This window comes from Rhizobium sp. PP-CC-3G-465 (genome assembly GCF_004343445.1).
In the GTDB taxonomy this organism is placed as follows: domain Bacteria; phylum Pseudomonadota; class Alphaproteobacteria; order Rhizobiales; family Rhizobiaceae; genus Ferranicluibacter; species Ferranicluibacter rubi.
Genome location: NZ_SLYH01000014.1, coordinates 16,417 through 41,838 on the forward strand (window position 1 = coordinate 16,417; position 25,422 = coordinate 41,838).

A 25,422-nucleotide genomic window follows, 5' to 3' on the forward strand; every position below is an offset into this window, starting at 1 on the left:
GCTTAAAGCTGTGCGGTCCAATCGAAATCCTGGACGTAGAGACCGATCGGATTGAGCCGGATGATGGCCTCGTCCTGTGGTGCGGTCAGTGTCACCGTCGCGATCCCGCGGAACCGGCGCGTGCCGGTCTCCTTCCCCTTCCGGTCGCGCTCATACTCGGTCCAGTCGATCTGGTAGGTCTGGTTGGAAAGCGCCACAATGTTGCTGACCTCGATAGAAACCGTCGATGTCTTCGCCTTTTCGAACGGTGAATTTCCTCGAAACCAGGCGTTGACCTTCTGGGTTGACGGATCAGAGGTTCGCAACAGCGCATAGGTCCGGTCGATATACTGCTTCTGCACCACGGCATCCGGCGTAATCGAGCGGAAACTCGTGACAAAATTGCCGAGCGTCGCGCGCACGACGCGGGGATCGGCATAATCGATCTGCTGCGGGAAGCCGACCGTGACGGAATTGCCGAGTTTATCAACTTCGACGATGTAGGGCACCAGCTTGACCTGAGTGCTAAGATAGATTGCATAGCTGAAGCCGATTACGGCCATCGAGAGCCCGAGAATCCCGACGATCCGCCACACGCGCGCCGCCTGGATGTAGGAGCCGTACCGCTCCGTCCATTCCTGTCGGGCGGCGAGGTAAGGACTTTCCGTGCTGTGATGTGATGTCATCACGTGGCTCCCTCTCTGCTTAGGATCTGTCAGTTCGTTCGGGAGACGGTTTTGGCCCAATGGAACCGCTACGGCTCTCGTCCAGTTTTGTGTTCGCCAGTCCCAGAATGGAGCCGGCATAGGCGCCAGGAGATCCGATCGCCTTTTCCTTAACGGCGACCCCGGCAGCTTTGCCGGCTGAGCCAATTCCAGACCCCATGCCGCGCAAAGCTGCTCCAGCGACGGATGAGCCACCGTTACGCGCCGCCTGAGCTGCGGCTAGGCCGGCGCCAGCCGCACCTGCGGCAAGAAATGCTCCGCCTGCAGCAAAAGAAGCAGATTGCCCGCCATGGCGGATGGCCTCCATACCGCCAGATACGGAAGCTCCTTGCACGACGCCCTGTATGATGTTCGGCACGTACATAGCGATAATGAAGACGACGACGGAGATGCCGGCGATGGCGAGCGTCGTGATGAACTGGTCGGATTCGGCCGTCGGGGCCTGTGCGAGACCGAGCAGGACTTCCGACCCGATCTTTGCGATCATCACCAGCGCCATCAGCTTCATGCCGACGCCAAAGGCGTAGACCAGGTAGCGGATGGCAAAGTCCTTGGTGGACGACGAGCCGCCGAGACCAAGCATGATCATGCCGGCCAGCAGACCGACATACATCTCGACCATGACAGCCACGAACATTGCCGCGACGAGCGAGAAGCAGATCACCACCACGCCCATCGCCAGAACCGCCGCGATCGCGAGAGCGTTGTCCTCGAACACGCCGAACTTGGCTTGCTGGGACATTTGCGAGGCAACGCGGATGCCGGCGTCGAAGACCTCGGCCGGGGAGGCCGATCCACCGTTGGCGCCAATCTGATACAAGCTATCGACGACCGTCCGTGCGAACGTTGGCCCCTGATTCAAGACGAAAGCGAAAAAGCCGATGAACATGACGCGGCGAACGAGTTCGGCAAACCAGCTGTCGAGCGAGGCCGCCTGAAGCGCCAGCCATACGGCGGCAATGCCAATTTCGATCCCGGCGAGGATCCAGAACAGAGACCGGGCCGCATCCGTGATGGTGCCTTCCCAGCCTTTCGCGGCTGTGGAAACCTGGTTTTCCAGCTCGGTCAGAACCTGTCCCTGCTGGGCGAAGGCCGGGGTTGCAATCAGGAGGCACAAAAGTCCCGTAAGCAATAGCATCCGATCGAGATCGCTTCTTACCATCGTGGTCGCATCTCCTGCCCCTTTTCGATCGGCGGAAGCTCATAGCTGAAGCCAAAGACTTTTTGGCGCGTGAGCTGCTGCTCGTCGCTCAGTTGAGTGTTTTCGGGCTGTGTTGCCCTGACGACCAACAGTGTCGTAACAGACGCACCCACAGCCATCACGAGCAGCGCAATGATCAGGATGGCGGGACGGCTCACCAGCGGGGTTCCATCTTCTGGCCGCTTGGGATCGTCGTCACGTCGGCATTGAAGAACTTCTCCCGTCGCGTCTGCGCCAGATCCTTGTCGGTCTGTTCGCTCTGAAGCCAGGTTCCCATCATCGTCATCTGCTGCGAGACAAGGCCTCGCAACTTCTGCATCTGTGTGACTTGCTGGGCGGCAATCTCGTGACCGACCTGGAGCGCCTTGACCTGGCCATTGGCCGAGTCCGACATGCTTCGAAGGGCGCTCATGGTGCTCTCTTCGCTGTCGAACTGATCGGCAGTCAGGCTTGCCGCTTTCAGCGTGCTGCCGATCGTGTCGCGATTGGTGTCCGACCAACTCTGGTAGGTGATGGAAAAGCTCTCCGCATTCGGCAGGCTGGTCTTCAGGTCCGCGTAGCTTTTGAAGCGCTGCTTCAGGACATCGTCGGCATTGCCCATGGAGAACGCAATGCTCTGACCCTGATCGACAATGCTGCGAAGCTGGTTGAGATCCGCCTCGACCTCTCCCCAGATGTGGTTCGGCAGCTGTGCGGTGTTCTGCAGCATGTTCTGGTAGATTCTGAGCTGGTTCTGGATCTGCTCCGCCAGTTGACTGATCTGCGTGAGCTGATTGTCCACCTGCAGGCCTGAACTCTTCATGAGGTCGATCAGCTGCGCATTGTTGGCGAGCTGCGTCCACTCGGTCGCAGCGCCGGTCGCAGTTCCCGCCCGTGCAAGGTTGGATGAGCTCACTATTGTGGCGCCGATGGTCAGGACGGCAAACCACTTATGTGTCGTTGAGGTGCGGTCGAGCATCGTGGACTCCTCTCGATTCAAGCCAGTGGATCGGCCAGTCATGGCCATGTTCTTGCTTCAGAGCGCGGATGCGTTTGAGATCGTCCGTTCCGGAGGCGCCGACGAAACTGAGCGCGACAGGTCCAATCGACATGTCGAACAGCCTTCTGCCCTCCGGGGTCGCGACATAATATTCGCGCTTCGGGATGGCGTTTGAGACGATCTCGATTTGGCGTTCGTTGAAGCCGATCCGCTCGTAGAATTCGCGGGTTCCCGCCTCGCGGGCGGCACCATTCGGAAGGCAGATTTTTGTCGGGCAGGATTCCTTCAGAACGTCGATGATGCCCGAGCGTTCGGCATCGGAAATCGACTGCGTTGCGAGAACGACGGCGCAATTTGCCTTGCGCAGCACCTTCAGCCATTCTCGGATCTTGGCGCGAAAGACAGAATGGCCGAGCATGAGCCAGGCCTCGTCGAGTATGATCAGGCTTGGCGATCCGTCGAGGCGCTTCTCGATCCGGCGAAACAGATAGGTGAGGACGGGCACCAGGCTGCGTTCGCCGAGGTTCATCAGCTCTTCGATCTCGAAGCACTGAAAGGCGCGCAGCGTTAGTCCATCCTCCTCCGCATCGAGGAGCTGTCCCATCGGTCCATCGACGGTGTAGTGATGCAGGGCATCCTTGATCTCGCGCATCTGAACGCCGCTGACGAAATCCGACAGCGATCGCCCTTGCGCAGCGCCCATGAGCGCCACCTGGCGCGATATGGCGTTGCGATGATCGGGCGTGATGGTGATTCCCTGCACCGCGACCAGCGTCTCGATCCATTCGGTCGCCCAAGCCCGATCGCCGTCCGTGGAAAGGTCCCAGAGCGGGCAGAACGACAATCGTCTCTCTCCCGTTTCCTGATCGCCGCCGATGTCATAGTGATTGCCGCCGGCAGCCAGGGTCAGGGGCAGCAGGGAATTCCCCTTGTCGAAGGCGAAGATCTGCGCATGCTCGTATCGGCGAAACTGAGCGGCAATCAGCGCCAGAAGTGTGGACTTGCCCGAGCCGGTCGGGCCAAAAATCAGCGTGTGTCCAACGTCATCGACATGGAGATTGAGCCGGAAGGGCGTCGAGCCGCTCGCGACCTGCATCAATGGCGGCGAGTTCCGAGGATAGAACGGGCAAGGTGCTACGGGCGAACCCGACCACACGGAATTCAGGGGCACGAGATCGGCGAGATTGCTGGTGTTGATCAGCGGCTCGCGAATATTGCAGTACCAGTTCCCCGGTAGGCTTCCGAGATAGGCATCGGTCGCATTCAAGGTCTCGATTCTCGCGCCGAAACCTTCGGCCTGGAGCAAACGGCGGATGGCCTCCGCCTTCTCCTGCAGCACTTCGCGGTCCTCATCGAAGAGAATGACAACCGGCGTATAATAGCCATAGGCGACAAGCTGCGACGACGCCTGCGCGATCGCATCCTCGGTCTCGGCCACCATGGTCATGGCGTCCTGGTCGACGGATCGGCTCTGCGTTTGGAAAAGCTGATCGAAGAACGGCCGCACCTTCTGCTGCCATTTCTTGCGCGTGCGCTCGAGCTTTTGCCGCGCCTCTTCCGCGTCAAGAAAGATGAAACGCGACGACCAGCGATAGGCCAGGGGCATAAGATCGAGGCTGCCGAGGATCCCCGGCCAGCTTTCCGCCGGCAGCCCATCAATGGCGACCACGCCGAGAAAGCGGCTCTCGATTTTCGGCGTCAGACCGTGCTGAAGCTCGGCGGTTGCCAGCCAGTCGAGATACATCGGCAGATCGGGCAGACGGACGGGATGGTTTTCGCCCGTGATGCAGAACCGGATGAACTGGAGAAGCTCGTCGTACCGAACAACGCGTTCCCCTCCCCGCTCGGTTGTCTCCCAAGTTTCCATGCGCCGGATCGACAGGGTGCTGGCCAGATACTGTTCGATCTCGCGGACGGCATTCTTGAAGATGACGAGCACGGTGTCCGCGTAGGTCTTCTTGCGGCTCTCCTTGTCGGAATAGATGTATTTGCTGAGGCGGCTCTTCTTCGACTCGAGGGGCCGGTGCGTCAGGATGATGGTATGCCGGCTTTCGAAATGCGCCTGTTCGCGCCGAAACTGCGCCCGGCGCTCGGCATCGATCGCGCGCGTGACAGAATCCGGAAAATGGCAGCGGTCCTCGGAGGGATAGTCGATCGTCGGAACCCGAATTGCTTCGACCTGAATCATCCATCCGCTGCCAAGCCGCGACAGAATGGCGTTGATCTGTCGCGACAACTCGTTGCGTTCTAGATCAGTGGCGCTTTCGGCATCAGGCCCTGCGAAGTACCAGCCGGCCATCAAGCTGCCGTCCTTCAGCAGGAGAATGCCATTGTCCACCAAGCCGGCATAAGGGACGAGATCAGCGAAGGACGGACCAGTGGTCCTGAACTGTTTGAGAGCGGCCATCCTTGCCTCCTCAGAATTTGCGCCACGGCGAGGTCGTCGGCCTATAGGTGGGCTTGTAGGAAATATGGCGGAGGTAGACCTGCCGCATCATTGGGTCGGATTTCGCCATCATGCGCAGCGCCCCGACGATGACGATCCAGACCGCAACACCAAAAATGGCCGAGTAGACGGTCAACACAACGAAGATCAGGATCACGGACGCAAGCCCGGTGATCAGCACAAGCTCCCGGTCAGCGCCCATCAGCAGGTTCGGACGGGAGAGCGCGCGGTGGACGCGGTGACGACGGAGGCCAGACATGGGCTCAGCCATGAGCCCCCTCCCCTTCTCTCACCGATCCAGAGGTCGTGGCCGAAGTGTCGGTCGCGCCGATGGAGGCGCCGGTCGCACCGAACAGGCCGACGATTGTCGTGGCGCCCAAAAGGATGCCGGCAACCAGCATCACATAGACCAGACGCCGCGCGAAATCGTTGAGCTCCCCGCCGAAAATCAGCATGCCGCCGGCGATCGCCACCGCGGCAAGCGCAATGTATCCGGCGACCGGACCGGTGATCGATTCCTGGATTTGTTCGAGCGGACCCTCCCATGGAAGGCTGCCACCCGAGCTGGCGAGAGCCGGTATCACCGATAGGAAAAAGATGGGGACTGCACAACGTGCAATCGCGATCGCGGTGCCTCTAAGCGACATGGCGTGCCTCCTGTTCTTCGGTAGGCTGGTCGGACTGGATCTCGTATCGGCCGTTGACGAAGCGCTCGACATGGATGACATCACGCACCCGCCGTCCACGAGGCGTTCTTTCGATGGAAATGATCAGATCGACGGCCTCGCCGATGACCTCGTGCATTGGCTGGTGGCTGGCTTCGTCAGTCAACTGTTCCAATCGGCGAAGCGCCGACATGGCGGTGTTGGAATGAATGGTCGCCACGCCGCCGGGATGACCGGTGTTCCAGGCCTTCAAAAGTGTGAGGGCGGCCCCATCACGGACCTCGCCGACAATAATGCGGTCAGGCCGCAGGCGCATGGTGCTTTTAAGCAGACGGTGCATATCCGCCATGTCGCTGGTGTGCAGAAGGACGGCATTCTCGGCGGCGCATTGGATCTCGGCGGTATCCTCCAGGATGACGATCCGGTCGGCGGGCGCGGACGTCACGATTTCGGCGATGACGGCGTTTGCGAGTGTGGTCTTGCCTGAACCTGTACCGCCGGAAATGATGATGTTCAAACGCGACGCGATCGCGCTCCGGATCGTTGTGGCTTGGCAGTTCGTCATGACGCCGATGCGGACGTAGTCATCGAGCGGTATCAGCCGCGATGCACGGCGCCGGATCGTGAAGGCTGGCTTGGCGACGATCGGAGGTAACAACCCCTCAAATCGATGCCCACCGATCGGCAATTCACCAGAAATGATGGGCTGATCCGCATCGACCTCTGTCTGAAGAGCATGGGCGACCGTACCGATCACCATTTCCGCGGCGGCGGACGACATGGCTCCGGCGGGGGAAACACCGTGGCCGAGCCGTTCGATGAAAAGCTTTCCATCTGGGTTCAACATGATCTCTACGACGCTTACGTCGTCCAGTGCGGCACAGAGCTGATCGCCGAGTGCCTCCTGGAGTTTGCGGACGAGCCGAGGATGGGAAAGGAGCTGTGTCACGGGTTCTCCCTCACGCAGCTCGGTCGAGTGAATCGTTGAATTTGGAGCGATAGTCCGCTGGCCGGAGTTTCTGAAACATCTCTGCATTGGCCGGCAAGGTTCCGGCCACCGCCATCGTGACGCCGATCTTTTTCGGTTCGCCCAAGCGCCTCAGCGGCCAGCCAACGCGAGACAAAATGCGCTCGAACCCGAGATCGGTGACGGTCACGATATCCGTGAAGCCGTTTACCATCGACCATTCGATGATCCCGGCGAACATGGTTAGTGTCGCCTCGTGTACCGAGCCCTCTCCCCTGCCCTCGCTGAGCGTCGTATCCACGCAGAAACGCGAGCTCTCGATCATGGCCTCGTGCGCATCAAGCTGTCCGGAGGGAAGAAGAGATGGGAAGACGTCTACGACCATCGTCGGGCCGAGCGCGGGAAGAAGACGAGCGCAGCCCGCGACCGTATCAGCGCTCGAGAGAGCAAAAAGATAGGTCGGTTTCAGCCTGTCGAAACCATCCGATTCGCACCCGTCAATGACATCGACCTCCCAGCCCAAGCGGTTGGAGAAGACGCGCGCTCGGAGTTCGTGATGGCTGTGAAGAACGCGTGCCTCGTGAACATCTTGTGGTGTTGAGAAAGCCAGAACCTGCATCGATTTCTCCATCGTTGTGTTCGACAGGAAATGAGCACAGATCGGAATTGAGGTGCAGTTGTAGAATCCTACATAGACCAAAGCGGTGAGTCGCAGCTTGCGAACACGCCGCGTTAGTGCTTGCAGTAGGTTCTCCCCAATTTCGAGGAGCTCGGCTTGTAGGATTTACCCTAGAACAATCCAGGAACCATCAAACCGACGGCATCGGTCCATATCATTGAATCTAATGAACTTAATCTCATCATACGATCATTCCGAGCTTTGTAGAGTGTAGCGACATTAACGACTTGTTAACGATAAAGCTCTTGCAGACTCGTAGCTGTTCGCGTCTTATTGGACCTGCGGAGTTTTTGGGGTGAGCCCGCATTATACCGCAGGTCATCTCAACAGGCGCAGAAAATGGCGAAGAGCAAGCAAGCACCAGCACTAAAGGCCTCCCCATTGCGGGAAGTCGTTCGACGTCATTCGAATACATTATCGAAACAGCTACAGGCCCATCAAACGAAGATCTTCCCGCCGCTTGCAAGGAAGACCATTAGAAACTTCACGCCTGCAGAAGTGGCCAAGTTTTTTGGGCTCGCTGAAGGGTATCTGCGGACAGTCGTTGCTGATCTTGAAGCTCGTGATGACAACGACTTTAAGCCGGTGACCGGACCAGGCAACCGCCGTGTCTACAGCGTGGATGATGTCGCGAAGTTGCGAAAGCTGCTCGATGAAACGACCCGTGGAGCACGGGTCCCCCGACGCTATGTCCAGAACCGAACCGAGGGCGAGGACCTGCAAGTCATTGCGGTGATGAATTTCAAGGGCGGATCGGGAAAAACGACAACTGCCGCTCATCTCGCGCAGTATCTTGGCCTACGGGGATATCGCGTGTTGGCGATCGACCTTGATCCGCAGGCCAGTCTGTCAGCGCTGTTTGGCACCCAGCCAGAGGTCGATGTTGGTGAGAACGAAACAATATACGGCGCAATTCGCTACGATGACGAGCGTCGGTCGATGCGGGACGTAATTCGGAAGACGTACATACCTGGGCTGGACCTCATTCCAGGAAATATCGAGTTGATGGAGTTCGAACATACCACGCCCAAGGCGCTGATGCAGAAACGACCGAATGAGCCAATTTTCTTCGCGCGGATCCAGACCGTCATCGAAGAGGTCGGAGACGACTACGACGTTGTCGTTATCGATTGCCCTCCTCAACTCGGCTTCCTCACGATGTCTGCCCTGACTGCAGCGACCTCGGTCCTGATCACCGTCCATCCACAAATGTTGGATGTGATGTCCATGAACCAGTTTCTCGCGATGACAAGCGATCTGCTCGACGAAATTGCCAGCGTCGGCGCGGACGATCGAAACAACTGGATGAGGTTTCTCATCACACGTTTCGAACCCACCGATGGTCCGCAAAATCAGATGGTAGCGTTGCTCCGGAGCATGTTCAACGATGATGTGATGGTCAACTCAATGTTGAAGAGCACGGCAATTTCAGACGCCGGCCTCACCAACCAGACTCTGTTCGAGGTTGAACGGAACCAGTTCACCCGGACGACCTATGACCGAGCTTTGGAGTCCATGAATAACGTCAACGCCGAAATCGAAGGTTTGATCAAGCAGGTTTGGGGAAGATCATGAGCCGGAAAGGAATATTCGACCATCTTAGTGATGCGGATGATGGGCTGTCTCTGCCGACAAAGCCGCTCATGAAGCCGAAATCAATGGCAGCCGTGAGCGAATCGATCGGTAACTTGAATGATCGAACGCGCAGAGCCGACGAGATCGAGAAGCGGCTCGCCGAAGGGCAGGTGGTGGTCGACCTCGACGCATCGGAAATCGATGCGTCGTTTGCGCAGGATCGCATGCCGGGCGGTATTGACGGTTTGAAAGCATCGATAGTCGAGCAAGGCCAGCAAGTACCTATCCTCGTGCGCCCCCATCCCGAGATGCCGGGCCGCTATCAGGTTGCCTTCGGACACCGCAGACACCGCGCGTTGAAGGAATTGGGTCTTGCGGTCAAAGCGATCGTTCGTGATTTGACGGATGAGCAACTTGTGATAGCTCAAGGCCAGGAGAACAATGAGCGGCAGGACCTGAGCTTCATTGAGAAGGCAAGGTTTGCCGCGACGTTGAGACATCGTTTTCCGCGCGACGTGATCGTGTCGTCGCTATCGGTCGACAAAAGCACACTCTCGAAAATGTTGATGCTCGTGGATGCCCTACCTCTTGACTTGATAGAGGCGATCGGTCCCGCGCCAAGCATCGGTCGGCCGAGCTGGCAACAGTTGGCGGAGCTTATGGAGAAGGTGTCATCATCCAAAGATGCGACCTCCTACGCTCAGTCGGATGCCGTGCAGGCAACGCCTTCCGATGAAAGGTTCAAGCTTGTCGTTGCTCACCTCAAGCCAGCGCGCCCGCAGCGCGGCGCACCGGACGTTCTGGTAACATCCGGTGGAGAACGGTTGGCTCAGATGAAACAGAACAAGATCAAGATGGAAATCACGATCGATAAGAAGGCAACGCCGGACTTTGCGGCCTTCATCGTGGAACACCTTCCGGCGCTTTATGAAGCGCACAGGGCAGCAAAACAAAAACAGGGAGCTTAAGCAGCAAAAGAAAAGGCCCCACAACGTCGCCGTCGTGGAACCCGATCTGTAAGTCTAGCAGCTACAGAATCGCATTTCCTCGAATCCTCGTCAAGAGCTTTTGGCACCGTTTTGGTGAGCCGTTTCATTTTGCCTTCTGAAAGGTAGAAGATGATGCAAACGGGAAGTGTAACGACGCCCTTCGGGCGGCGGCCGATGACGCTCGCACTTGTGCGACGGCAGACGACCGAGATCGCGGCGGGCAAAGCAGCCGACAAGTGGAAGATATTCCGGGATGCATCTGCGGCAATGGTGCCGCTAGGTATCCAGTCGAACAGCCTTGCCGTCCTTGATGCCCTCTTGAGCTTCTATCCGGAAAACGAGCTGCGCCAAGGCGCGCAGATGATCGTATTTCCATCCAATGCGCAACTGGCCCTTCGTGCACATGGCATGGCAGGAGCCACGCTGCGCAGACATCTTGGAGTGCTGGTCGACGCGGGATTGATCGTTCGCAAAGATAGTGCCAACGGCAAACGTTATGCCCGAAAAGACAGTGCAGGAGCTGTCCAAAGCGCGTTCGGCTTTGACCTTTCTCCTCTGCTCGCCCGCTGTGAGGAACTGGCAGGCTTAGCACAACAGGTCATAGCAGACCGAGCAAACTTGAGACGAGCAAAGGAGAGTTTGACGATTTGCCGGCGAGATGTTCGCAAGTTAATTTCAGCGGCTGTGGAAGAAGGTGCTGAGGGTGACTGGGCGGATGCGGAGGGCATGTATGTTGCGTTGGTGGGAAGAATCCCTCGTGCTCCAAGCCTTGCTGAAATCGAAGCCATTCTGGAGGAAATGCAGATGCTGCAGGAAGAAGTCGTCAATCGCTTGGAAGCACGTCATTTTTGTGATTTTACGAGCGCCAATGCTGCCCATAATGAGCAGCACATACAGAATTCAAATACAGACTCCCTAAATGAACTTGAACCTGGCTTAAGAAAACAGCCAGAGGCGAAAGCGAGCGATCTTCGACTGCGCGACAAGCACCCAGTGAAGGCATTTCCGCTTTCCGTTGTCCTGAAGGCTTGCCCCTCAATCACGGATTACGGGCGAGGTGGTCGCGTCGACAGTTGGCGGGATCTGATGTCCGCGGCTGTCGTGGTTCGATCAATGCTTGGTGTTAGCCCGTCAGCGTATCAGGACGCCTGCGACGTTATGGGAGCGGAGAATGCCGCGGCGACCATGGCTTGCATTCTCGAACGAGCGAATTTCATAAACTCACCCGGCGCTTATCTCCGCGATCTGACGCGCCGAACTGAGCGAGGTGAGTTTTCACTCGGGCCCATGATTATGGCTTTGCTGAATGCCAACGGTCAGGAAGGTTTGAAGGCAGGTTAGTAGTTGGCAGCTGCCTACACGTTTAACTACATGAAAAGAAAGGATATTTTTCAATCAGGATTTTTCCAAGTTTCCTGATGCTGTTTTTGCCATAGGTTATATTTCTTGAACCTTCTCCCGAGGAAGAAAAATAGGGCCGCGCCATTGCTCAAAGCGAACGGGCACGACGGTCTATGCATTGTCAAACTGCTTCCGCATGGAACGCCTATCCAGTTCCGTTGGCAAAGCAAAGTCCTGTTGGCGAGTGTACGGAGAGGTACTCCGCCTGATCGGTCTCGCTGTAGAATCCGCGAATGTCTGCGGCTACCACACTCGCTTGCACAGAGGCTCAAATTCTCGATCGTTCAGCTAATGCGGGATGGCCGCCTCCTCCGACCTTGGATCTAGGTTGAACGATCTGCCGCATTAAGCTGAGAGTCCCGACGGTCGTGATATTCCTGGGTCCGGCAAAAATCTGCGAAGCTGTCTTGGTCTATCTCCTCCCCAGATATCTGTATGTCCCCGGCGCTATCATCCTTCTGGGACGGGAACAGGGTTCGCGTTCTTCATTCTCAAGGCGCACCTCGTCTGGAGCCGCTTGATATCCGGGATCAAACTTTTCGTGCTCTCGCGCCTCGGTGGATCTGTCATCGACATTGAGGGGTGACGACGCTTTCCACCCTTCGTCTATTTAGCTAGAATCGCAAGATGTGCAGACATCTACATACGCCTGTCGCCGCTGTGATTGCCTTGGTCCTCACATCGAGCGGTATGGCAAGGCCTGCATTGGCGAATGATTTGGTGCCACCGCCCGGCTATTACGGTGAGGTGCGTCACAGCAGCCGTTTGGTGGGACCGTGTACGCCGTCACCTGTGCCGTTCACGGAAGCACTGGACTTCCCGAGCAAGTACCAAGGTTCGGGCAAATCGCGCAACATTCTCAATCAAGAGTCCAGCGAGAGGTACAAGGCGCTTACCAAACCCATCCGTGACATGGAGAAGGGGGCCGTCAAACTTGTCGATCAATATTTAGACAGCGGTTCGACGCGGACGCTGCAATGTGTCGTTGCATGGTACGGTGCATGGGCCAACGCAAAGGCGCTTCTCGGCCCGGCGGTCAATCACACCGGAAAGTCGGAACGCAAATGGGCCCTCGCGAGCCTGAGTGGTGCATGGCTACGCCTCAAGTTTTCGCGCTCGCAGCCGCTTCTCGTTTACGCCTCGAAAGCTGCTGAGATCGATGACTGGCTCGGGACGATCGCCGATCACGTCACCCGTGAATGGGACAAGGATGACGCGCGCGAGAAGATCAACAATCACTATTACTGGGCAGCCTGGAGCGTGATGGCCACGAGCATCGTCACCAATCGCCGCGATCAATTTGACTGGGCAAAGGACATGTATGCAATCTTTGCCGAGCAAGTGGATGCCGACGGCTTCTTGCCCAACGAACTGAAGCGACAGACGCGCGCGGCAGACTACCAGGTCTATGCCGTGACGCCGGCGGCAATGATGGCCGCGTTCGGCAAGGCCAACAATGTGGATCTAGCGGGGGAGGGCCACGACGCCCTGCACCGCGCGGTGGAACGCGCCGTTACCGCCTACGACGACCCTCGCCCTTTCGCGGCGAAGACTGGCACCAGGCAAGTGCCGGTTGACCCTGAGGAGAAGAAATCCAAACTTGCCTGGCTCGAGCCATATTGCTGGACAGTGCGGTGCACCGGCATAGCAGCCGCAAAACGCGTGCAACTGCGCCCGTTGCAAGATACGCGGCTGGGCGGCAACATGACGGCCACGTTCGCCGGCCGGTGAACTGGAAAGGGGTGACCATCATCAACCGAAATGCTCTGTCGCCGCTCCATCGTCGCAGATTAATCAGTTTCAGGACGGCTAGAGAGAGCGCGCGACCAGAGCCGCAAGCTCGAATGGATCAAGGTTTTGAAGCTGTTTCCGTCGCGGTTGTGCTTATAGGCTGCAGGAAAGGATGCGTGTACACTCTCAAATGCAGATAATTTTTTGAGAGAATGGCCAAGCTGCCGCACTCAATTCACGTCAGGGATGCCAAGAGACGAGTCACGAATGGCCGCTAGTCCCCCACTCGCGCCGGTCCTTCGTTGTCGGTGAAGAGCTTTGCCAGCTCGTCCTGGCGTCCGAACGGCAGCACCGAGGCGAGCGTATCGATCTTGCTGGACCGTCGTTCACAACCATGCAGGGTCGGTTGTTTGCGGGTGCTTGGCATCAGGCCGTCCCAGTTTTCGGGCGCCAATGTGCGATGATCTGCTCGACCTCCCTGCGATAATCGGTGGGATAGGCAAGGTCGTCTTCACGGGCGAGCCAAGTGAAGATCGTGGCCATGTCGTCCGCAACGTCACGATCGACATTGGCGAGGTCAGTGAGATCGAAGCCGCCATGCACCTCGGCGTTCCACCAGGCCAGCAGGAAGTTGGCCACTCACTTTCCCTGGCCCGTATCCTGATGGGCGATGTTCAGCAACTTTTCAAGGCGAAACGGACGCGATCTTCCACAGGACGAGCCTTTGCTAGCGGTGATTTGCGGAACGATTCAGCAATGTGGGTGTCGCTTTTCAGATCTCATTTTCAATTGAAGCGCTAAACGGAAATTGTTGGCTCTGATTATGAGTTTATGGTTTTATTCGCAAGAGGGAGTGCGCCCTATTCTATTGATCCCGCTGGATGGACGGAAGCCATCTACCTGTAAATTCCGGTGATTTAAAACACGGCGTTCGGACCGAAAACCGGGCGCCATACCGATTTGATACCGGACAGTTTTTCAACAAAAGCAGTGGGCCTGAATCAGCAGTCTTGGCATGCGCGGAATGCGAGGAATCGCCCCCCCGTTCTTATACATGAACGATTGGCGTTGCTCCAAGTGCATGGCCCGCAGAGCGAACGGGAAGGAATTCAATTCGCGTACAGGGCGTTCTAAAAAAGTTTCCGCGCTCCAAAAGCCTTAATAATTTGGTTGTATGTTTGCATCATTGCGGGACATGAAGTCTATGCTAAATGATCCCAAGGCGATATGAGGCTGCTGATGGACCGGCTTCAGGGACCAAAATGTCCAGACCCAGTATTAAGATGGCACTCATCGGCATGTTCGTTGCCATTGGCATGATCGTGGGCGGTTTCGCCGCCTACTCCATCAATAGGCTTCAGACGACCAATCAGTTCGTTACCAGCCTTTCGACAACTTGGATGCCTGGTTTGGCCATTGCCAAAGACATGTTCCAGCAGCAGGCTGAGCTTCGCATCGCCTATCGTGACCATATTCTAGCGCCAGACGACGCGGCGACCCGAGCTATGGAAGTGAAGGTCAAGACGTTGGCAGCTGCATTTCCTGAAATAGCCTCTAAATATGAAGCGATTTACACTTTCCCGATTGAGCTCGAGCTCATGAAAGTGGTTCGGCAAGATTTCGCTGGTTACGTGGCCGAAGGCGACAAGCTTATGGTGTTGTCAACGGCAGGTAAGGATATGGAAGCGCGGGCCGTACTCCAGGAAGCAATGGGCCCGTTTGGTACGCGCATCCGCGAAAACCTCACCAAGCTCGTGCAGATTAATGAAAAAGGCGCCAAAGAAAGCTATGAAGCTAGCCAGGCGGTGTTCAGCACCACGCTGACCATGACGATCGTGGCCATCAGTTTCCTTGCAGCCTTCATCCTTGGCGCCATCGTGTTTGCCGTGACCGGCATTGCAAAACCCATCCGCACCATCACCAGCGCCATGACGAAACTGGCCGGCGGCGACACCGCAACCTTGGTCCCCTATGGTGGCCGCGCTGATGAAATCGGCGAGATGGCAGGTGCTGTCGAAGTCTTCCGTCAGGCGGCGATCGCCAACAAGCGTCTGGAAGAAGAAGCCGAAAAAGCCCGTCTTCAGGGGGAGGCAGATCGCGTTCGCCTGACAGCCGAAGCCGAAGCTGCAGCTCAGGCTCGCCTTCAGGAAGCAACCTCGGGTCTTGCCACAGGTCTTCGCCGTCTGGCGTCCGGCGATCTGAGCTTCCAGCTCAACGATCCCTTTTCTCCCGATTTTGATGCTCTTCGTCACGATCTGAATGGCGCCGTCTCGCAGCTGGCGGAAACCCTGCGTTCGGTTGCTCAGGCAACTGTGCAGATCGACAACGGCTCCCGTGAGATCAGCCAGAGCAGCGACGACCTGTCTAAACGGACGGAGCAGCAGGCCGCCTCACTGGAGGAGACCGCAGCCGCTCTCGACCAGATCACGGCGAACGTCTCTAACTCCTCAAAGCGCGCCGACGAGGCGCGTTCGGTAGCCGTGCAGGCGAATGCCAGTGCCGTCCAGTCCGGCAAGGTTGTCGCCAACGCGGTCGATGCCATGCAGAAGATCGAACAGTCTTCCGATCAGGTTGCCAACATCATCGGCGTCATCGACGAGATCGCCTTTCAGACCAACCTGCTCGCGCTGAACGCAGGCGTGGAAGCCGCTCGTGCCGGAGAGGCCGGCAAGGGTTTTGCCGTCGTAGCCCAAGAGGTGCGCGAACTGGCCCAGCGCTCCGCTAAAGCCGCCAAGGAGATCAAGGAGCTGATCCGCAACTCCTCCGTCGAGGTGAAGAGCGGCGTCCAACTGGTGAGCGAAACGGGTGACTCCCTTCGCACGATCGAAGGCTACGTCATAACGATCAACCAGCATATGGATGCGATCGCAACGTCGGCACGCGAGCAGTCCGTCGGTCTCGCCGAGGTCAACACGGCTGTCAACCAGATGGACCAAGTGACGCAGCAGAATGCGGCCATGGTGGAAGAAAGCAATGCCGCCAGTGCCGCACTGGTTTCCGAGGCCGAGCGCCTTCGCGATCTCATCGGGCAGTTTCAGGTCGGACATACCTTGCGACAGACAGCGGCCGTCATGGCGGCTGGCTCCGCACATCGGCATGTGGCGTCGCCTGCGCGGAAGATCGCGGGAAAAGTGACAAGATCTTTCTCCGGCAACGCTGCCGTCAAGGAAAGCTGGGAGGAATTCTGATGAGCCCGAACGCCCACGCGATCTTAGGCGACACGTTCGAGATCATCGCGTTCCGCCTGCACGATCAAGAGTTCTGCGTGCGCACTATCTCCATCCGCGAAATTCGCGGATGGGGCCCGGCGACGCCGATCCCCCATGCGCCGTCCGACGTGCTCGGCGTGATGAACCTTCGCGGCACGGTCATCCCGGTCATCGATCTTGCTAACAAGCTGGGCATGCCGAGCACAGTGCCAAACGAGCGCAGCGCCATCGTGGTCGCTGAAGTCCATGGCATGGTGATGGGACTTCTGGTCGATCGCGTTTCGGACATACTCACAGTCGCCACGAACCAGTTGCAGCCAGTCCCCGAAATCAGCGTTACGAGCGGTACAGACTATGCGGACGGGATCATTGCTCAACCCGAAGGCATGATCTGCTTTCTCAACCTCGAACGAATGTTCGATGTTCAGGATGAGGCAGCATTGTCCGCGGCTTAAACACCTGATGCGACGTTGTTAGGTCTACAGCGGCAAGCGAGCAGGCCTGTCGTGCGATGTTGCCGAGAAGATAAAGGCTCTGGAGCGTGAGAACCGCGAGTTTCGTCAAGCCAATGGGATATTGCGCAAGGCGTCTGCATATTTCGACCAGGCGGAGCTCGACCGCCCCTTCAAACGATTATCTCGTTCATAGGAACACCGTGGCGTATTCTGGGTCGAGCCGATCTGCAGACTATTACCTATTGCCCCGTCAACCTACTACGAGAATGTCACCGAACAGACTAAGATCGCGCTCGTTGAGTGGCTCCCCTTCGTTCGGAGGAATCGCGGCAACTGACGGCGGATCAATCGTCGATAGCGCACGATAATCCTACCAAGAGGGTCGGAGCCCGGGGCAAGAAGCTGCGGGTGTTGATTTCCTTGCACCGTGTCGGCATGAGGTTGGCTATCGCAGAGACCGATTAGGGGCTGGTAGCGGTCACACTACCCCATAATCGAGTGCTATAGACCTGCAGCCTTCGTCAGGTTCACCCGGAACCGATCCCGCCTGCGCTGATAGCGACGCGTCATCTCAGCGGAGGCATGCCCAAGCTGTTTCTGAACATAGCGCTCATCGACTTCGGCCGAGGACGCAAGACCCGCGCGCAGCGAGTGGCCGGAGAATTTCAGCGTCCGCTCGATCTCGCTGAGATCTCCACGGACACCGGCGGCCATCGCCGCGCGCTTCACCAGTCGCGCCACCTCCCGGTCGTTGAGACGATCCGGCCCGACGGCCTTGCCTTCTCCGGTTACCCTGCGGAACAGGGGCCCGTGGATCAGCTTTGCAAATCGGATCCAGGTCTCCACCGCCACAACGGGGCAGGTGGTGTCCGATGATCCACGCCCCACCTCGACCTCGCGCCATCCGGTCTTGCCCCGTAGCGTAACGAGCATACCCTGATCAAGGATCTCGATCCACCCGCGCCCGTCTTCCGTCTGCTCGGCTTTCAGATCGAGACCGACGATCTCGGAGCGGCGCAGGCCGCCAGCATAGCCGATCAGCAGCATGGCGCGATCACGCAGGCCGCGCAGCGTGCCGCGATCAAGCGTCTCGATCATGGCGATGATGTCTTCCGCCAGCACCGCTTCTTTCTGAACCGGAGGTTTGGCATGGCTCTTGCGGATGCCGGACATGACGGTTGCGATATGACGATCCTTGCGATCGAGCGAGAGGCCGCGCTGGGCATAGTTCCAGGACAAGGACGCCAGACGTCGCTCGATCGTCGATACCGCGTTCGACTTCACGCCGCGCGTCGCCACGCCCGACGCGCAGGCCGTGATGTAGAGACCGACGGTTTGTGGATGCGGGGGGAGGGGAGCCAGATTGGACCGACGGCACCACGCGGAAAAATGCTTCCAGTCGGCTGCGTAGGCTTTTCGTGTATTCGCGGAGCTGGCCGCTGCGACGTAGCCCCGGGCACGATCGGCAAGGTTGGCGAGATGGGTTGGCGTCTGATCGTCGCCGGCGGGAGAGAGGAGGGGGCTTCCGCCTGTCAGCTGACCGCTTTTCGCGAGACTGGAATTCATTTGTTACCAATGGGTTAGCCGATTCAGATTTCGTGAGACCGTTTCGGTTTCGTTGAGACTGAACTGTCACGCGATTCAGATATGGTGAGATTACCTCGATATACCAGGCCCGTGAAGGCTATGCGGCGTGAACAGCTCACTGAAGACGAATGGCAGGACTTCCTCCGGCATGCAGATGTTCTGCGGCGGGTACCGCTGCGTCCCACGGCCGGCGACGTCGCCGACGCAATGGCGGAGCTTGCAGTCAGCCGCGCAACGCTATTCCGCTGGCTGAAGCGGTTCAGGGCTGAGGAGCGTGCCGCGGCGCTTATTCACCGGAAGCCGGGGCGGCGCGCGGGCATCGACGCCTTTGATCCCGCTCTGAAGACGATCGTCGATCGCAACATTACGACATTCTATGCCACTCCGGAAAGCCCGACGGTAACTCGACTGCGCAAGCACATCGCTGCCGACTGCCGAGCGGAGCATTTGCCGCCACCGTCAATCAGGCGCCTGAAGGGCTATCTCGCGACTTTGGATGTAGAAGCCATGACACGCCGCCGTGAGGGGAAAGCGCGGGCCGATGCGCAATTCCTGGCGCTACCTGGCGAGTTTTCAGCTGCGCGTCCGCTGCAGGTGGTTCAGATAGATCACACGAAGGTCGACGTAACCGTGGTCGATCCGATCGAACGGCAGCCGATCGGCCGGCCAATCCTCACCATTGCCATCGATGTCTGCACCCGAATGGTTCTGGGGTTCTACCTGTCCCTGGAGGCGCCTTCGGTGACGTCGGTGGCGCTTTGCCTGACACATTCGATCATCGATAAGACGCGGTGGCTGGAGGATCGCGGAATAGCCCTGGAGTGGCCCGCAAGCGGCTTGCCAGAATGCATTCATGTCGACAACGGCGCCGAATTCCACGCGCGCGCGTTCAAGCGGGGCTGTGACGACCACAACATCGTCGTCTCTTACCGGCCGCCAGGAACGCCTCGATTTGGTGGGCATATCGAACGGCTGATCGGCACGATGATGGGCGCGGTGCATCTATTGCCCGGTACGCACTTCTCCAATGTGCTGGAGCGCGGTGACTATGATTCCGAGGCGCGCGCGGTGATGACGATGCGTGAGCTCGAGGCCTGGCTGGCGCTGGAGATCATCGCCTACCATTCCGACCTTCATCGCGGTATCGGTCGGCCGCCGGACGCGGCCTGGAATGAAGCTATATCTGTATGTCCTGCGCGGCAGGTGCATGATCCGCTCGCCTTTCTCATCGATTTCCTGCCGTTCGAGCCGCGTGTTCTGCGGCGAACCGGGATCCACATCCACAATATCTGTTATTGGTCTGACGGCTTTGCGCCTTGGATCGGGCGGTGTGACGACAAGGTAGTGATCAAATATGATCCACGGGATCTGCATCGGGTCTTCGTCAAGCTGGGCGGCAATTATCTGATGGCGCCGACACGTAATCCTGGACGCCCGGCCATCACGCTGTGGGAGCAGAAGGCGGCGATGCGCGTGCAGCGAGCCCTCGGCCGCCGCGAGATCGGCGAGGAGACGATCTTCCAGACCATTGCTGCGCAACGGGCGCTTGTCGACCAAGCGACCCGGGAAACCACGCAAATGCGCAGACTGCGTGCGCGGCGTGCTCATCTGCAGGAGAAGCCCGCACTCCCGCCAAGCGGACCATTGGACGAGCCTGTGCTCGCCTTGCCGCACTTTCCAGTCGAGGTGTGGGAATGATGGCCTATCCGCACCTTGATCCCGCTGTTGAGGCCCATGCCGGTCTGCCCGATCGCGAGCGCATCGAGCATATGAGAGTAGACCGGTGGATCGATTATCCCCGTGCCCGGCAGGCACTCGACAAACTTGAGGACCTTCTTCTGTTTCCCAAGCGTGCCCGCATGCCCAATTTGTTGATTTTCGGCGCCTCGGGCATGGGCAAGACAATGATCATCGAGAAGTTCGTCCGCGCCCATCCGCCGAGCTTCGATGAAACGAGCGGCATCTACCACCGACCTGTCATCGCCGTGCAGATGGTTGCCTCGCCGAACGAGGGCCGCTTCTATCATCGCCTGCTTTCGGTAATCGGCGCTCCGCCGCCTACGCGCGCGACGATCGGACAACTCGAAACCCAAGCGCTCCGACTGCTGCAGGAAACCGCGCCGCGCATACTGGTCATCGACGAGGTCCAGAACCTGATTGCCGGCACTTATCGCGAGCAGCGCCGCATGCTCAATCTGCTGCGCTTCCTCGGTAACGAGTTGCGCATTCCGCTGATCTGCCTCGGCTCTCACGAGGCACGGGATGCGATCCGGGGTGACGCCCATCTCAACAGCCGTTTCGAGCCCTATGGCCTGCCGCCTTGGCGGCACGACACCGACTTCCACGGTCTGATCGGCGGCCTTCTACGGTCGTTGCCACTGCGCTTGCCGTCCGAGCTGACCGACAGCGCGCTAAAACGCTTGGTCGAGGTCAATGGCGGCATCACAGCCTCTATATTCCGGATGGTGATCGCCCTGGCCTTGGAGGCCATTCTCACCTCAACCGAACGGATCACGCCAGCCGCGATCCTCGATCACCGGGTTGCCGCGCCACCGCCCTTTGCTGAGGCCTGAGGGGAGGGGAGAGTGCAACTGCCTATCGTGCCGCCGCCTTTCCCCGATGAGCGGCTAAGCTCCTGGTTGGAGCGGATCGCCGATGTCTATCTTGTGTCCTTGGGTGAGCTGCAAGCGCATGTCGGGTGGGCTCGACCCGCGCTGGAGCTTGAGAGAGAGCCCGTGCTGCAAGACATAGAGCGCATCGCCGTCGCAACAAACAGTTCAGTGGTGCGCCTGTTCGCTATGACTTTTGATGGTTTTCCATCGCGCTATCGCAATCTGCTTCGGTGGAAAGGAGGGGAGATTTGCCCTGTTTGCTCGCAGGGCATGCAAAGACCGCCACGGCTCAGAACGTGGTCGTTCGCCTTTTCCTTCTGGTGCGAGCGACATCGTCAGCCTCTATTCAGCCGCGACACCCGCGGTGTCAGCGCTCTGGCCGATCTTTGGGCAGCGCGCAGGGGAGGGGAGATACTTACGCGATGGGCAATGGAGAAGGATATCGTCGCGGCGCCCGTCGAGTTGGCCTTGTCACTGCTGCTGTCGCCGGTCCGCAAAGCTTCACCAGCGGCGCCGTGGGAGTTGGCAAGATTGCCGTCGCCGCGTCAGCACGAACATCTGGTCCGATCAAAGCACTTCCGACGCCCCGCGTTGACGATCGTGGTGCCGGAATTCAGGGTCGCAGTGCCGATCTATGATCAGCAACTGCCTTCGGACATCACCCAGCTTTCGGCTGCGCCATTGGCGGAACGGTACGCGCTTGCCATCGGCGTCGCCCGCTTCTTGAAGGATCCGGTTGAAATGATCGCTCGCATGCTGAAAGCTTCCGATGAGCATTCCCGAACGAAGATAGCGACGTTGGTTGACCAATGGCCGGCGGCAATCCGCAACACTATCGACCGCCGGTCATCAACCAGCGGAAGAGACGGCCTGACCACCCCAAAAGATGAGAAAGCGAGATTTTCCGACCCCCACAAATGGCCGTACAGCGGCTTTCGCAGGCAAGGATGACCCAATGGATGGAAAAATGCCAAGCCTCGCCCTGAGTCATCTATGGTCGAAATTAAGGGGGCCGCATCTTTCCGGCCCACGAAGCGCAGGGGAGGGGCGCCAAAATTTAACGGGATGCTCCATTTGGACGCCTTTGGTTTGCCTTGCACGGAATTGGTGAGACGCGCCCGAGTCGTTAATTGTGAGACTGAGCGACAACAGGCTTCTCTGCACCAGTAGGTCGAAGAAATGAATAAGATCAGAGCCATAGCAACGCTGGGCGGGCGTCTGCGGAGGATGGCGTTGCACAGGACCGCTTTGATGACGGCCGAGTCTCACGAATTCCGGTCAGCTGACAAGGGGAGGGGGCTTCCGCCCGATACCTGCGGCGCTGAAACATCATGCCCAGCCGTGCTGAGAGACGGCGCTGAGGTCTTCTCGACGTGAATTTCGGTGTTCTGCTCGATGATTTTGGCCATTTCTTTATAACGGCAATTACGTCCGATAAGTCAACGTTATCGGACGTTATTACAGAGCGACAGTGTGTGCGGATTGATTGGTTTTCGATGGCATCATCCGCACATATCAGCTACGCTTCTCTCATGGATTCGCGCAACATACCGGTCGCTTCTGCCACTGCCCCCGGCCTCATTCTGCCGTCATGGTCCGTATCACTGCGGCCTGTCGAGACGGAAAGCGAAGCAGCCTTCTCAGCCGGCATCGTCCTGAAAACGCTGGATGATCTGGTTCGCGGCGAGCCGGTGTGGGCGGGCTGCTGGCGCGCGCGTCTGACCCTTCGATCCGCCGCTGCCGCCGTGCGCCTGACGGGGCGCACCGAGGGGGAAGCCGAGCTGCGCGACGCCATGCTGTTGTCCTCGGACGCCGGTGATCTCGGGCCGGCCGGAAACGGCTATTCCGCCTACAGGAAGCTCGGCGCCCGCGAAGGTCCTATGAACACCGCGTTCCTCCAGGAGCTCGCCACGCTGCTCTCGCTGCGCTGGGACGATCGCCTGGCCGGCGTGGTCGACCTGGTTGATGGCGCAACGGCTCGGCTGGCAGCGGTCTTTGTTTCTCCTGATGGCGCAGCGCAGCGGACCCGCCTTCCGCACGTTTTGCGGCCGCGGGCGGGTGCGACCGGGCGAACCGGGTTTTGCGCGTGCGGTGTGTCTGGCGCTGGTCGAGGGCGCGGGGGCCGCATTGCAGTCGGTGAGCGAGATCGATCGGCGCACCCGGCAGCTCGTGACGGCGGCACCAAAACTCCGCACGAAAGGCGGGGAGGGTGTGATCCACCGATTGCTGGAGGAGGATGCGGTGTCGGCGTCCCGCTCCGGGCGCTGACCTTTCGCGCTGGGCTAGCCGGCGCATGTTCGAGCGGCTGGAGGCCTCCGGTACTGTGCGGGAGCTTTCCGGCCGCAGCACGTTTCGGATCCATGGGCTTTGACGATGGCAGGCTCGAACACAGGAGCAGCGTCTCGCCCACGCGCGCGAAAACGGGATGACGGTCTTGCCTTTGACCGGGAACTTGAGGATCTGCCGCCGGCGTTGCGTTGGCGGGAATGGATGATGCGGGTCAAGGCTGTGATCTTTGCGTCCGCCGATCCCGTCACGCGCGAGACGCTGGCCCGTGTCATTGGCAAGGACTGCGCCATCGATCTGCTGATCGACGATCTGCGGGAGGATCTGGTCGGGCGGCCCTATGAACTCGTTTCCGTAGCTGGCGGCTGGCAGCATCGCACCCGTAGCGTCTATGCCGATGCCAATCGTGCATCGACGGTTGAGACGCGGTCACTGGCGGCGACGCTATCTCGCCAGGAGGCAGCCGTCCTGATGGCGATCGCCACGCTGCAGCCGGTAACACGCGGCGAACTTTCAAAAACCTTCGGCAAGGAGATCAGACAGGCGACGAAGAAACGGTCTTGCGGTCACTAAATTTATCTGAAGTCTGAAGGTCGCGTCCTCTTCTTCAGACAGCCCAGGATGGCCGCCGTGCGGATGCATTCGGCTCAGGAGTGCTTGGACGAATGGAGACTTTTTGCCATCAGGAGTCCACTCGTTGTAGTCTGCCAAGAGAAACGGCGCGTGACGCCTCCGCCTAGAAAGTCTCGCATCTGTCGGCCGTCAAACGTTGGATCGCAGCTCGTTAGGAGGGCAATCTCATTGAAATAGCTTTTAAGAAAGTTGCGAAGCTCACCGTTTGCGCCTGACCACTCGCCTCTCTAGAAGGCAGACATTGCCCGAGCCAAATGACCCTCAGCAGTGCCTAGTTTGTGCTTTTTTAGGAGTTGAACGACTTCGTTTTCTGCCTCTCGCATATTCAGCTCGGGGGTATCGGCTGAGCATCTTTTCGCTGGCCTTGTTAGCGGAAGTGCAGCAAAGACCTTGGATGACGGTGAAGCGGCTACGCTCGCATCCGGAGCCGTCTTAGGCTATACCGTTGTCATCGACGAGCGCAAAGCGCAGCGGATCGCCGGCGAGCGGTTCACGTCCATGCAGATCATCACGACGGCTGACATTCTTTGCTCCGAGCGTGTTGTCTCCGACCTGGGAACTGCTGCCGTCGGAAATCTGATTTTCAATGGTTTGGTTGGCGCCAGAATGTTCATTCCTGAGCGGCACCATGGGTGGGTCGTTGAGGTTCTCGGCGAGCGCATCACCAAATGCCATAGTCTGCCCGCTGCATTACGGATGGTAACGAGGTGAACCTACCAGTTTTGCGTAAGCCCGCCAAAGCGGCTCTCCGTGTGAGTCTTGCCACCCAGGGGTGTGAAGGGATTGCCGGCCATACACTCCAGCAGTAATAGTCAGGCCCCAAAAACCGTAATATATAATCACGTTATAATCTGCTTACGCAACTATATCCAGAGCATTGGCGTTTTTTTGTATAGCTGAGAGCTCAAGCCTAAGTCTGATGACTTCTCCTTGAAGCCGGCTATTCTCGGAGAGCAAAGCTCCGACTGCGTCTCTGAATTTCGAAAGCTCGGTGGTTTCTGCCGCGTTCACGCGTATGCTCTCATTAAGCTTAGCTTGCAGGCGCTCGATTTCGAACGGGTGCACTTGCTGAAACCAGAACCGCTTTATGTACTCGCCAGCAATTGCGCGAACGGCGGTGATCAACACCCAGAATGCCAACGGTACGAATACAATCGCGAACCAAGCGCGCCAGCTTCCGTCGGCCAATGCGGCCCCGTATTCACCTAACCAATTTCCTGCTTCTCCGGACAGCATCATCTATCCTCGCGCGCTCAGCTTGCAACCGCTCTTTTCGATCGCTGCTGTCACGGATAATAGCGTC

General features: G+C 58.5%; 24 protein-coding genes, 2 pseudogenes and 1 other annotated feature. Of the genes and pseudogenes, 12 read left to right on the plus strand and 14 right to left on the minus strand.

The annotated features are described in order from the left end of the window. Positions 1-2 precede the first annotated feature (2 nt). The 9 genes from C8J33_RS23670 to C8J33_RS23710 are packed head-to-tail and all read right to left on the minus strand — an operon-like array spanning position 3 to position 7,581. Positions 3-665 (minus strand): conjugal transfer protein TrbF, encoded by a 663-nt coding sequence (locus C8J33_RS23670; RefSeq protein WP_132665562.1) that lies wholly within the window; start codon positions 663-665, stop codon positions 3-5. Positions 666-684: 19 nt separating this feature from the next. Beyond that, positions 685-1,866 carry a P-type conjugative transfer protein TrbL gene (gene trbL / locus C8J33_RS23675; protein WP_132665563.1) on the minus strand — a complete coding sequence of 394 codons (1,182 nt, stop codon included), beginning with the start codon at positions 1,864-1,866 and terminating at the stop codon, positions 685-687. Further along, the gene (trbK, locus tag C8J33_RS23680) at positions 1,860-2,063 is read right to left on the minus strand and encodes an entry exclusion protein TrbK (protein WP_245507269.1); all 204 of its coding nucleotides are present in this window, start codon (positions 2,061-2,063) and stop codon (positions 1,860-1,862) included. Before trbK ends, trbL begins: the two co-directional genes overlap by 7 nt. Then, entirely contained in the window at positions 2,060-2,863 is an 804-nt protein-coding gene (trbJ, locus tag C8J33_RS23685) for a P-type conjugative transfer protein TrbJ (RefSeq protein WP_132665564.1), read from the minus strand. The genes trbK and trbJ overlap by 4 nt, the downstream gene beginning before the upstream one ends. Next, positions 2,835-5,291, minus strand: a complete 2,457-nt coding sequence (locus C8J33_RS23690) for a conjugal transfer protein TrbE (RefSeq protein ID WP_132665565.1) — start codon at positions 5,289-5,291, stop codon at positions 2,835-2,837. The genes trbJ and C8J33_RS23690 overlap by 29 nt, the downstream gene beginning before the upstream one ends. A gap of 10 nt (positions 5,292-5,301) precedes the next feature. After that, positions 5,302-5,601, minus strand: a complete 300-nt coding sequence (locus C8J33_RS23695; RefSeq protein WP_165910823.1) for a conjugal transfer protein TrbD — start codon at positions 5,599-5,601, stop codon at positions 5,302-5,304. Beyond that, complete coding sequence (locus C8J33_RS23700) at positions 5,594-5,977, minus strand: TrbC/VirB2 family protein (RefSeq protein WP_132665566.1); 384 nt, start codon at positions 5,975-5,977, stop codon at positions 5,594-5,596. Before C8J33_RS23700 ends, C8J33_RS23695 begins: the two co-directional genes overlap by 8 nt. Next, positions 5,967-6,944, minus strand: coding sequence for a P-type conjugative transfer ATPase TrbB (gene trbB, locus C8J33_RS23705; RefSeq protein WP_132665567.1), 978 nt, complete (start codon positions 6,942-6,944; stop codon positions 5,967-5,969). Before trbB ends, C8J33_RS23700 begins: the two co-directional genes overlap by 11 nt. A 10-nt stretch (positions 6,945-6,954) precedes the next feature. Continuing rightward, a complete protein-coding gene (locus tag C8J33_RS23710; protein WP_132665568.1) occupies positions 6,955-7,581 on the minus strand; it encodes an acyl-homoserine-lactone synthase in 627 nt (208 codons plus the stop codon). 399 nt (positions 7,582-7,980) lie between these two features. On the opposite strand from C8J33_RS23710, the gene repA reads away from it, so the two are divergent. From repA to C8J33_RS23730, 4 genes are all read left to right on the plus strand, one after another. Continuing rightward, on the plus strand, positions 7,981-9,216 hold the full coding sequence (gene repA / locus C8J33_RS23715) for a plasmid partitioning protein RepA (RefSeq protein ID WP_132665569.1): 1,236 nt from the start codon (positions 7,981-7,983) through the stop codon (positions 9,214-9,216). Beyond that, a complete protein-coding gene (gene repB / locus C8J33_RS23720) occupies positions 9,213-10,184 on the plus strand; it encodes a plasmid partitioning protein RepB (protein WP_165929870.1) in 972 nt (323 codons plus the stop codon). Before repA ends, repB begins: the two co-directional genes overlap by 4 nt. 153 nt (positions 10,185-10,337) lie before the next feature. Beyond that, a complete protein-coding gene (gene repC, locus C8J33_RS23725; RefSeq protein ID WP_132665588.1) occupies positions 10,338-11,546 on the plus strand; it encodes a plasmid replication protein RepC in 1,209 nt (402 codons plus the stop codon). Between the two features lie 765 nt (positions 11,547-12,311). Then, complete coding sequence (locus C8J33_RS23730; protein WP_165929871.1) at positions 12,312-13,337, plus strand: alginate lyase family protein; 1,026 nt, start codon at positions 12,312-12,314, stop codon at positions 13,335-13,337. A gap of 274 nt (positions 13,338-13,611) precedes the next feature. Here C8J33_RS23730 and C8J33_RS27160 read toward each other — a convergent pair whose 3' ends face one another. Beyond that, entirely contained in the window at positions 13,612-13,764 is a 153-nt protein-coding gene (locus tag C8J33_RS27160) for a hypothetical protein (protein WP_165910826.1), read from the minus strand. After that, positions 13,764-13,976, minus strand: coding sequence for a DUF7673 family protein (locus C8J33_RS23735; protein WP_422038997.1), 213 nt, complete (start codon positions 13,974-13,976; stop codon positions 13,764-13,766). Before C8J33_RS23735 ends, C8J33_RS27160 begins: the two co-directional genes overlap by 1 nt. A gap of 623 nt (positions 13,977-14,599) precedes the next feature. On the opposite strand from C8J33_RS23735, the gene C8J33_RS23740 reads away from it, so the two are divergent. The 3 genes and pseudogenes from C8J33_RS23740 to C8J33_RS27675 form a co-directional block, all read left to right on the plus strand. Further along, positions 14,600-16,525 carry a HAMP domain-containing methyl-accepting chemotaxis protein gene (locus C8J33_RS23740; RefSeq protein ID WP_132665571.1) on the plus strand — a complete coding sequence of 642 codons (1,926 nt, stop codon included), beginning with the start codon at positions 14,600-14,602 and terminating at the stop codon, positions 16,523-16,525. After that, complete coding sequence (locus C8J33_RS23745; protein ID WP_132665572.1) at positions 16,525-17,001, plus strand: chemotaxis protein CheW; 477 nt, start codon at positions 16,525-16,527, stop codon at positions 16,999-17,001. The genes C8J33_RS23740 and C8J33_RS23745 overlap by 1 nt, the downstream gene beginning before the upstream one ends. A gap of 28 nt (positions 17,002-17,029) precedes the next feature. After that, a pseudogene (locus C8J33_RS27675) lies at positions 17,030-17,281 on the plus strand (IS3 family transposase); the annotation flags it as partial. Beyond that, positions 17,137-17,251 (plus strand) — a sequence feature (AL1L pseudoknot). Its footprint overlaps the pseudogene before it by 115 nt. Before the next feature lie 221 nt (positions 17,282-17,502). Here C8J33_RS27675 and C8J33_RS23750 read toward each other — a convergent pair. After that, positions 17,503-18,567: a site-specific integrase gene (locus C8J33_RS23750; protein WP_132665573.1), complete on the minus strand. Its 1,065-nt coding sequence runs from the start codon at positions 18,565-18,567 to the stop codon at positions 17,503-17,505. A gap of 120 nt (positions 18,568-18,687) precedes the next feature. Here C8J33_RS23750 and C8J33_RS23755 point away from each other — a divergent pair, with 120 nt between their 5' ends. From C8J33_RS23755 to scpB, 5 genes and pseudogenes are all read left to right on the plus strand, one after another. After that, positions 18,688-20,286, plus strand: a complete 1,599-nt coding sequence (locus C8J33_RS23755) for a Mu transposase C-terminal domain-containing protein (protein WP_132665574.1) — start codon at positions 18,688-18,690, stop codon at positions 20,284-20,286. A 71-nt stretch (positions 20,287-20,357) separates the two neighbouring features. Next, entirely contained in the window at positions 20,358-21,161 is an 804-nt protein-coding gene (locus C8J33_RS23760) for a TniB family NTP-binding protein (RefSeq protein ID WP_245507271.1), read from the plus strand. A gap of 12 nt (positions 21,162-21,173) precedes the next feature. Beyond that, positions 21,174-22,151, plus strand: coding sequence for a TniQ family protein (locus tag C8J33_RS23765; protein ID WP_132665576.1), 978 nt, complete (start codon positions 21,174-21,176; stop codon positions 22,149-22,151). A 422-nt stretch (positions 22,152-22,573) separates the two neighbouring features. Continuing rightward, positions 22,574-23,629: a DUF1403 family protein gene (locus tag C8J33_RS23775; protein WP_422039001.1), complete on the plus strand. Its 1,056-nt coding sequence runs from the start codon at positions 22,574-22,576 to the stop codon at positions 23,627-23,629. Beyond that, a pseudogene (gene scpB / locus C8J33_RS23780) lies at positions 23,574-24,035 on the plus strand (SMC-Scp complex subunit ScpB); the annotation flags it as partial. The gene C8J33_RS23775 and the pseudogene scpB, both read left to right, overlap by 56 nt. 516 nt (positions 24,036-24,551) lie before the next feature. On the opposite strand, the gene C8J33_RS27170 reads toward scpB, so the two are convergent. After that, positions 24,552-24,794 carry a hypothetical protein gene (locus C8J33_RS27170; protein ID WP_165929872.1) on the minus strand — a complete coding sequence of 81 codons (243 nt, stop codon included), beginning with the start codon at positions 24,792-24,794 and terminating at the stop codon, positions 24,552-24,554. Positions 24,795-24,974: 180 nt separating this feature from the next. Further along, positions 24,975-25,358, minus strand: coding sequence for a hypothetical protein (locus tag C8J33_RS23795; RefSeq protein WP_132665578.1), 384 nt, complete (start codon positions 25,356-25,358; stop codon positions 24,975-24,977). Positions 25,359-25,422: the final 64 nt, after the last annotated feature.

Coding starts and splice junctions, on each gene's coding strand:
- C8J33_RS23700 (WP_132665566.1), bottom strand. CDS start 5,977: ATGTCGCTTAGAGGCACCGCGATCGCGATTGCACGTTGTGCAGTCCCC.
- C8J33_RS23755 (WP_132665574.1), top strand. CDS start 18,688: ATGCGGCGTGAACAGCTCACTGAAGACGAATGGCAGGACTTCCTCCGG.
- C8J33_RS23740 (WP_132665571.1), top strand. CDS start 14,600: ATGTCCAGACCCAGTATTAAGATGGCACTCATCGGCATGTTCGTTGCC.
- trbL (WP_132665563.1), bottom strand. CDS start 1,866: ATGGTAAGAAGCGATCTCGATCGGATGCTATTGCTTACGGGACTTTTG.
- C8J33_RS23670 (WP_132665562.1), bottom strand. CDS start 665: ATGACATCACATCACAGCACGGAAAGTCCTTACCTCGCCGCCCGACAG.
- repC (WP_132665588.1), top strand. CDS start 10,338: ATGCAAACGGGAAGTGTAACGACGCCCTTCGGGCGGCGGCCGATGACG.
- repA (WP_132665569.1), top strand. CDS start 7,981: ATGGCGAAGAGCAAGCAAGCACCAGCACTAAAGGCCTCCCCATTGCGG.
- C8J33_RS23690 (WP_132665565.1), bottom strand. CDS start 5,291: ATGGCCGCTCTCAAACAGTTCAGGACCACTGGTCCGTCCTTCGCTGAT.
- C8J33_RS23795 (WP_132665578.1), bottom strand. CDS start 25,358: ATGATGCTGTCCGGAGAAGCAGGAAATTGGTTAGGTGAATACGGGGCC.
- C8J33_RS23760 (WP_245507271.1), top strand. CDS start 20,358: ATGAGAGTAGACCGGTGGATCGATTATCCCCGTGCCCGGCAGGCACTC.
- C8J33_RS23745 (WP_132665572.1), top strand. CDS start 16,525: ATGAGCCCGAACGCCCACGCGATCTTAGGCGACACGTTCGAGATCATC.
- trbJ (WP_132665564.1), bottom strand. CDS start 2,863: ATGCTCGACCGCACCTCAACGACACATAAGTGGTTTGCCGTCCTGACC.
- C8J33_RS27170 (WP_165929872.1), bottom strand. CDS start 24,794: ATGGCATTTGGTGATGCGCTCGCCGAGAACCTCAACGACCCACCCATG.
- C8J33_RS27160 (WP_165910826.1), bottom strand. CDS start 13,764: ATGCCAAGCACCCGCAAACAACCGACCCTGCATGGTTGTGAACGACGG.
- C8J33_RS23750 (WP_132665573.1), bottom strand. CDS start 18,567: ATGAATTCCAGTCTCGCGAAAAGCGGTCAGCTGACAGGCGGAAGCCCC.
- repB (WP_165929870.1), top strand. CDS start 9,213: ATGAGCCGGAAAGGAATATTCGACCATCTTAGTGATGCGGATGATGGG.
- C8J33_RS23695 (WP_165910823.1), bottom strand. CDS start 5,601: ATGGCTGAGCCCATGTCTGGCCTCCGTCGTCACCGCGTCCACCGCGCG.
- C8J33_RS23710 (WP_132665568.1), bottom strand. CDS start 7,581: ATGCAGGTTCTGGCTTTCTCAACACCACAAGATGTTCACGAGGCACGC.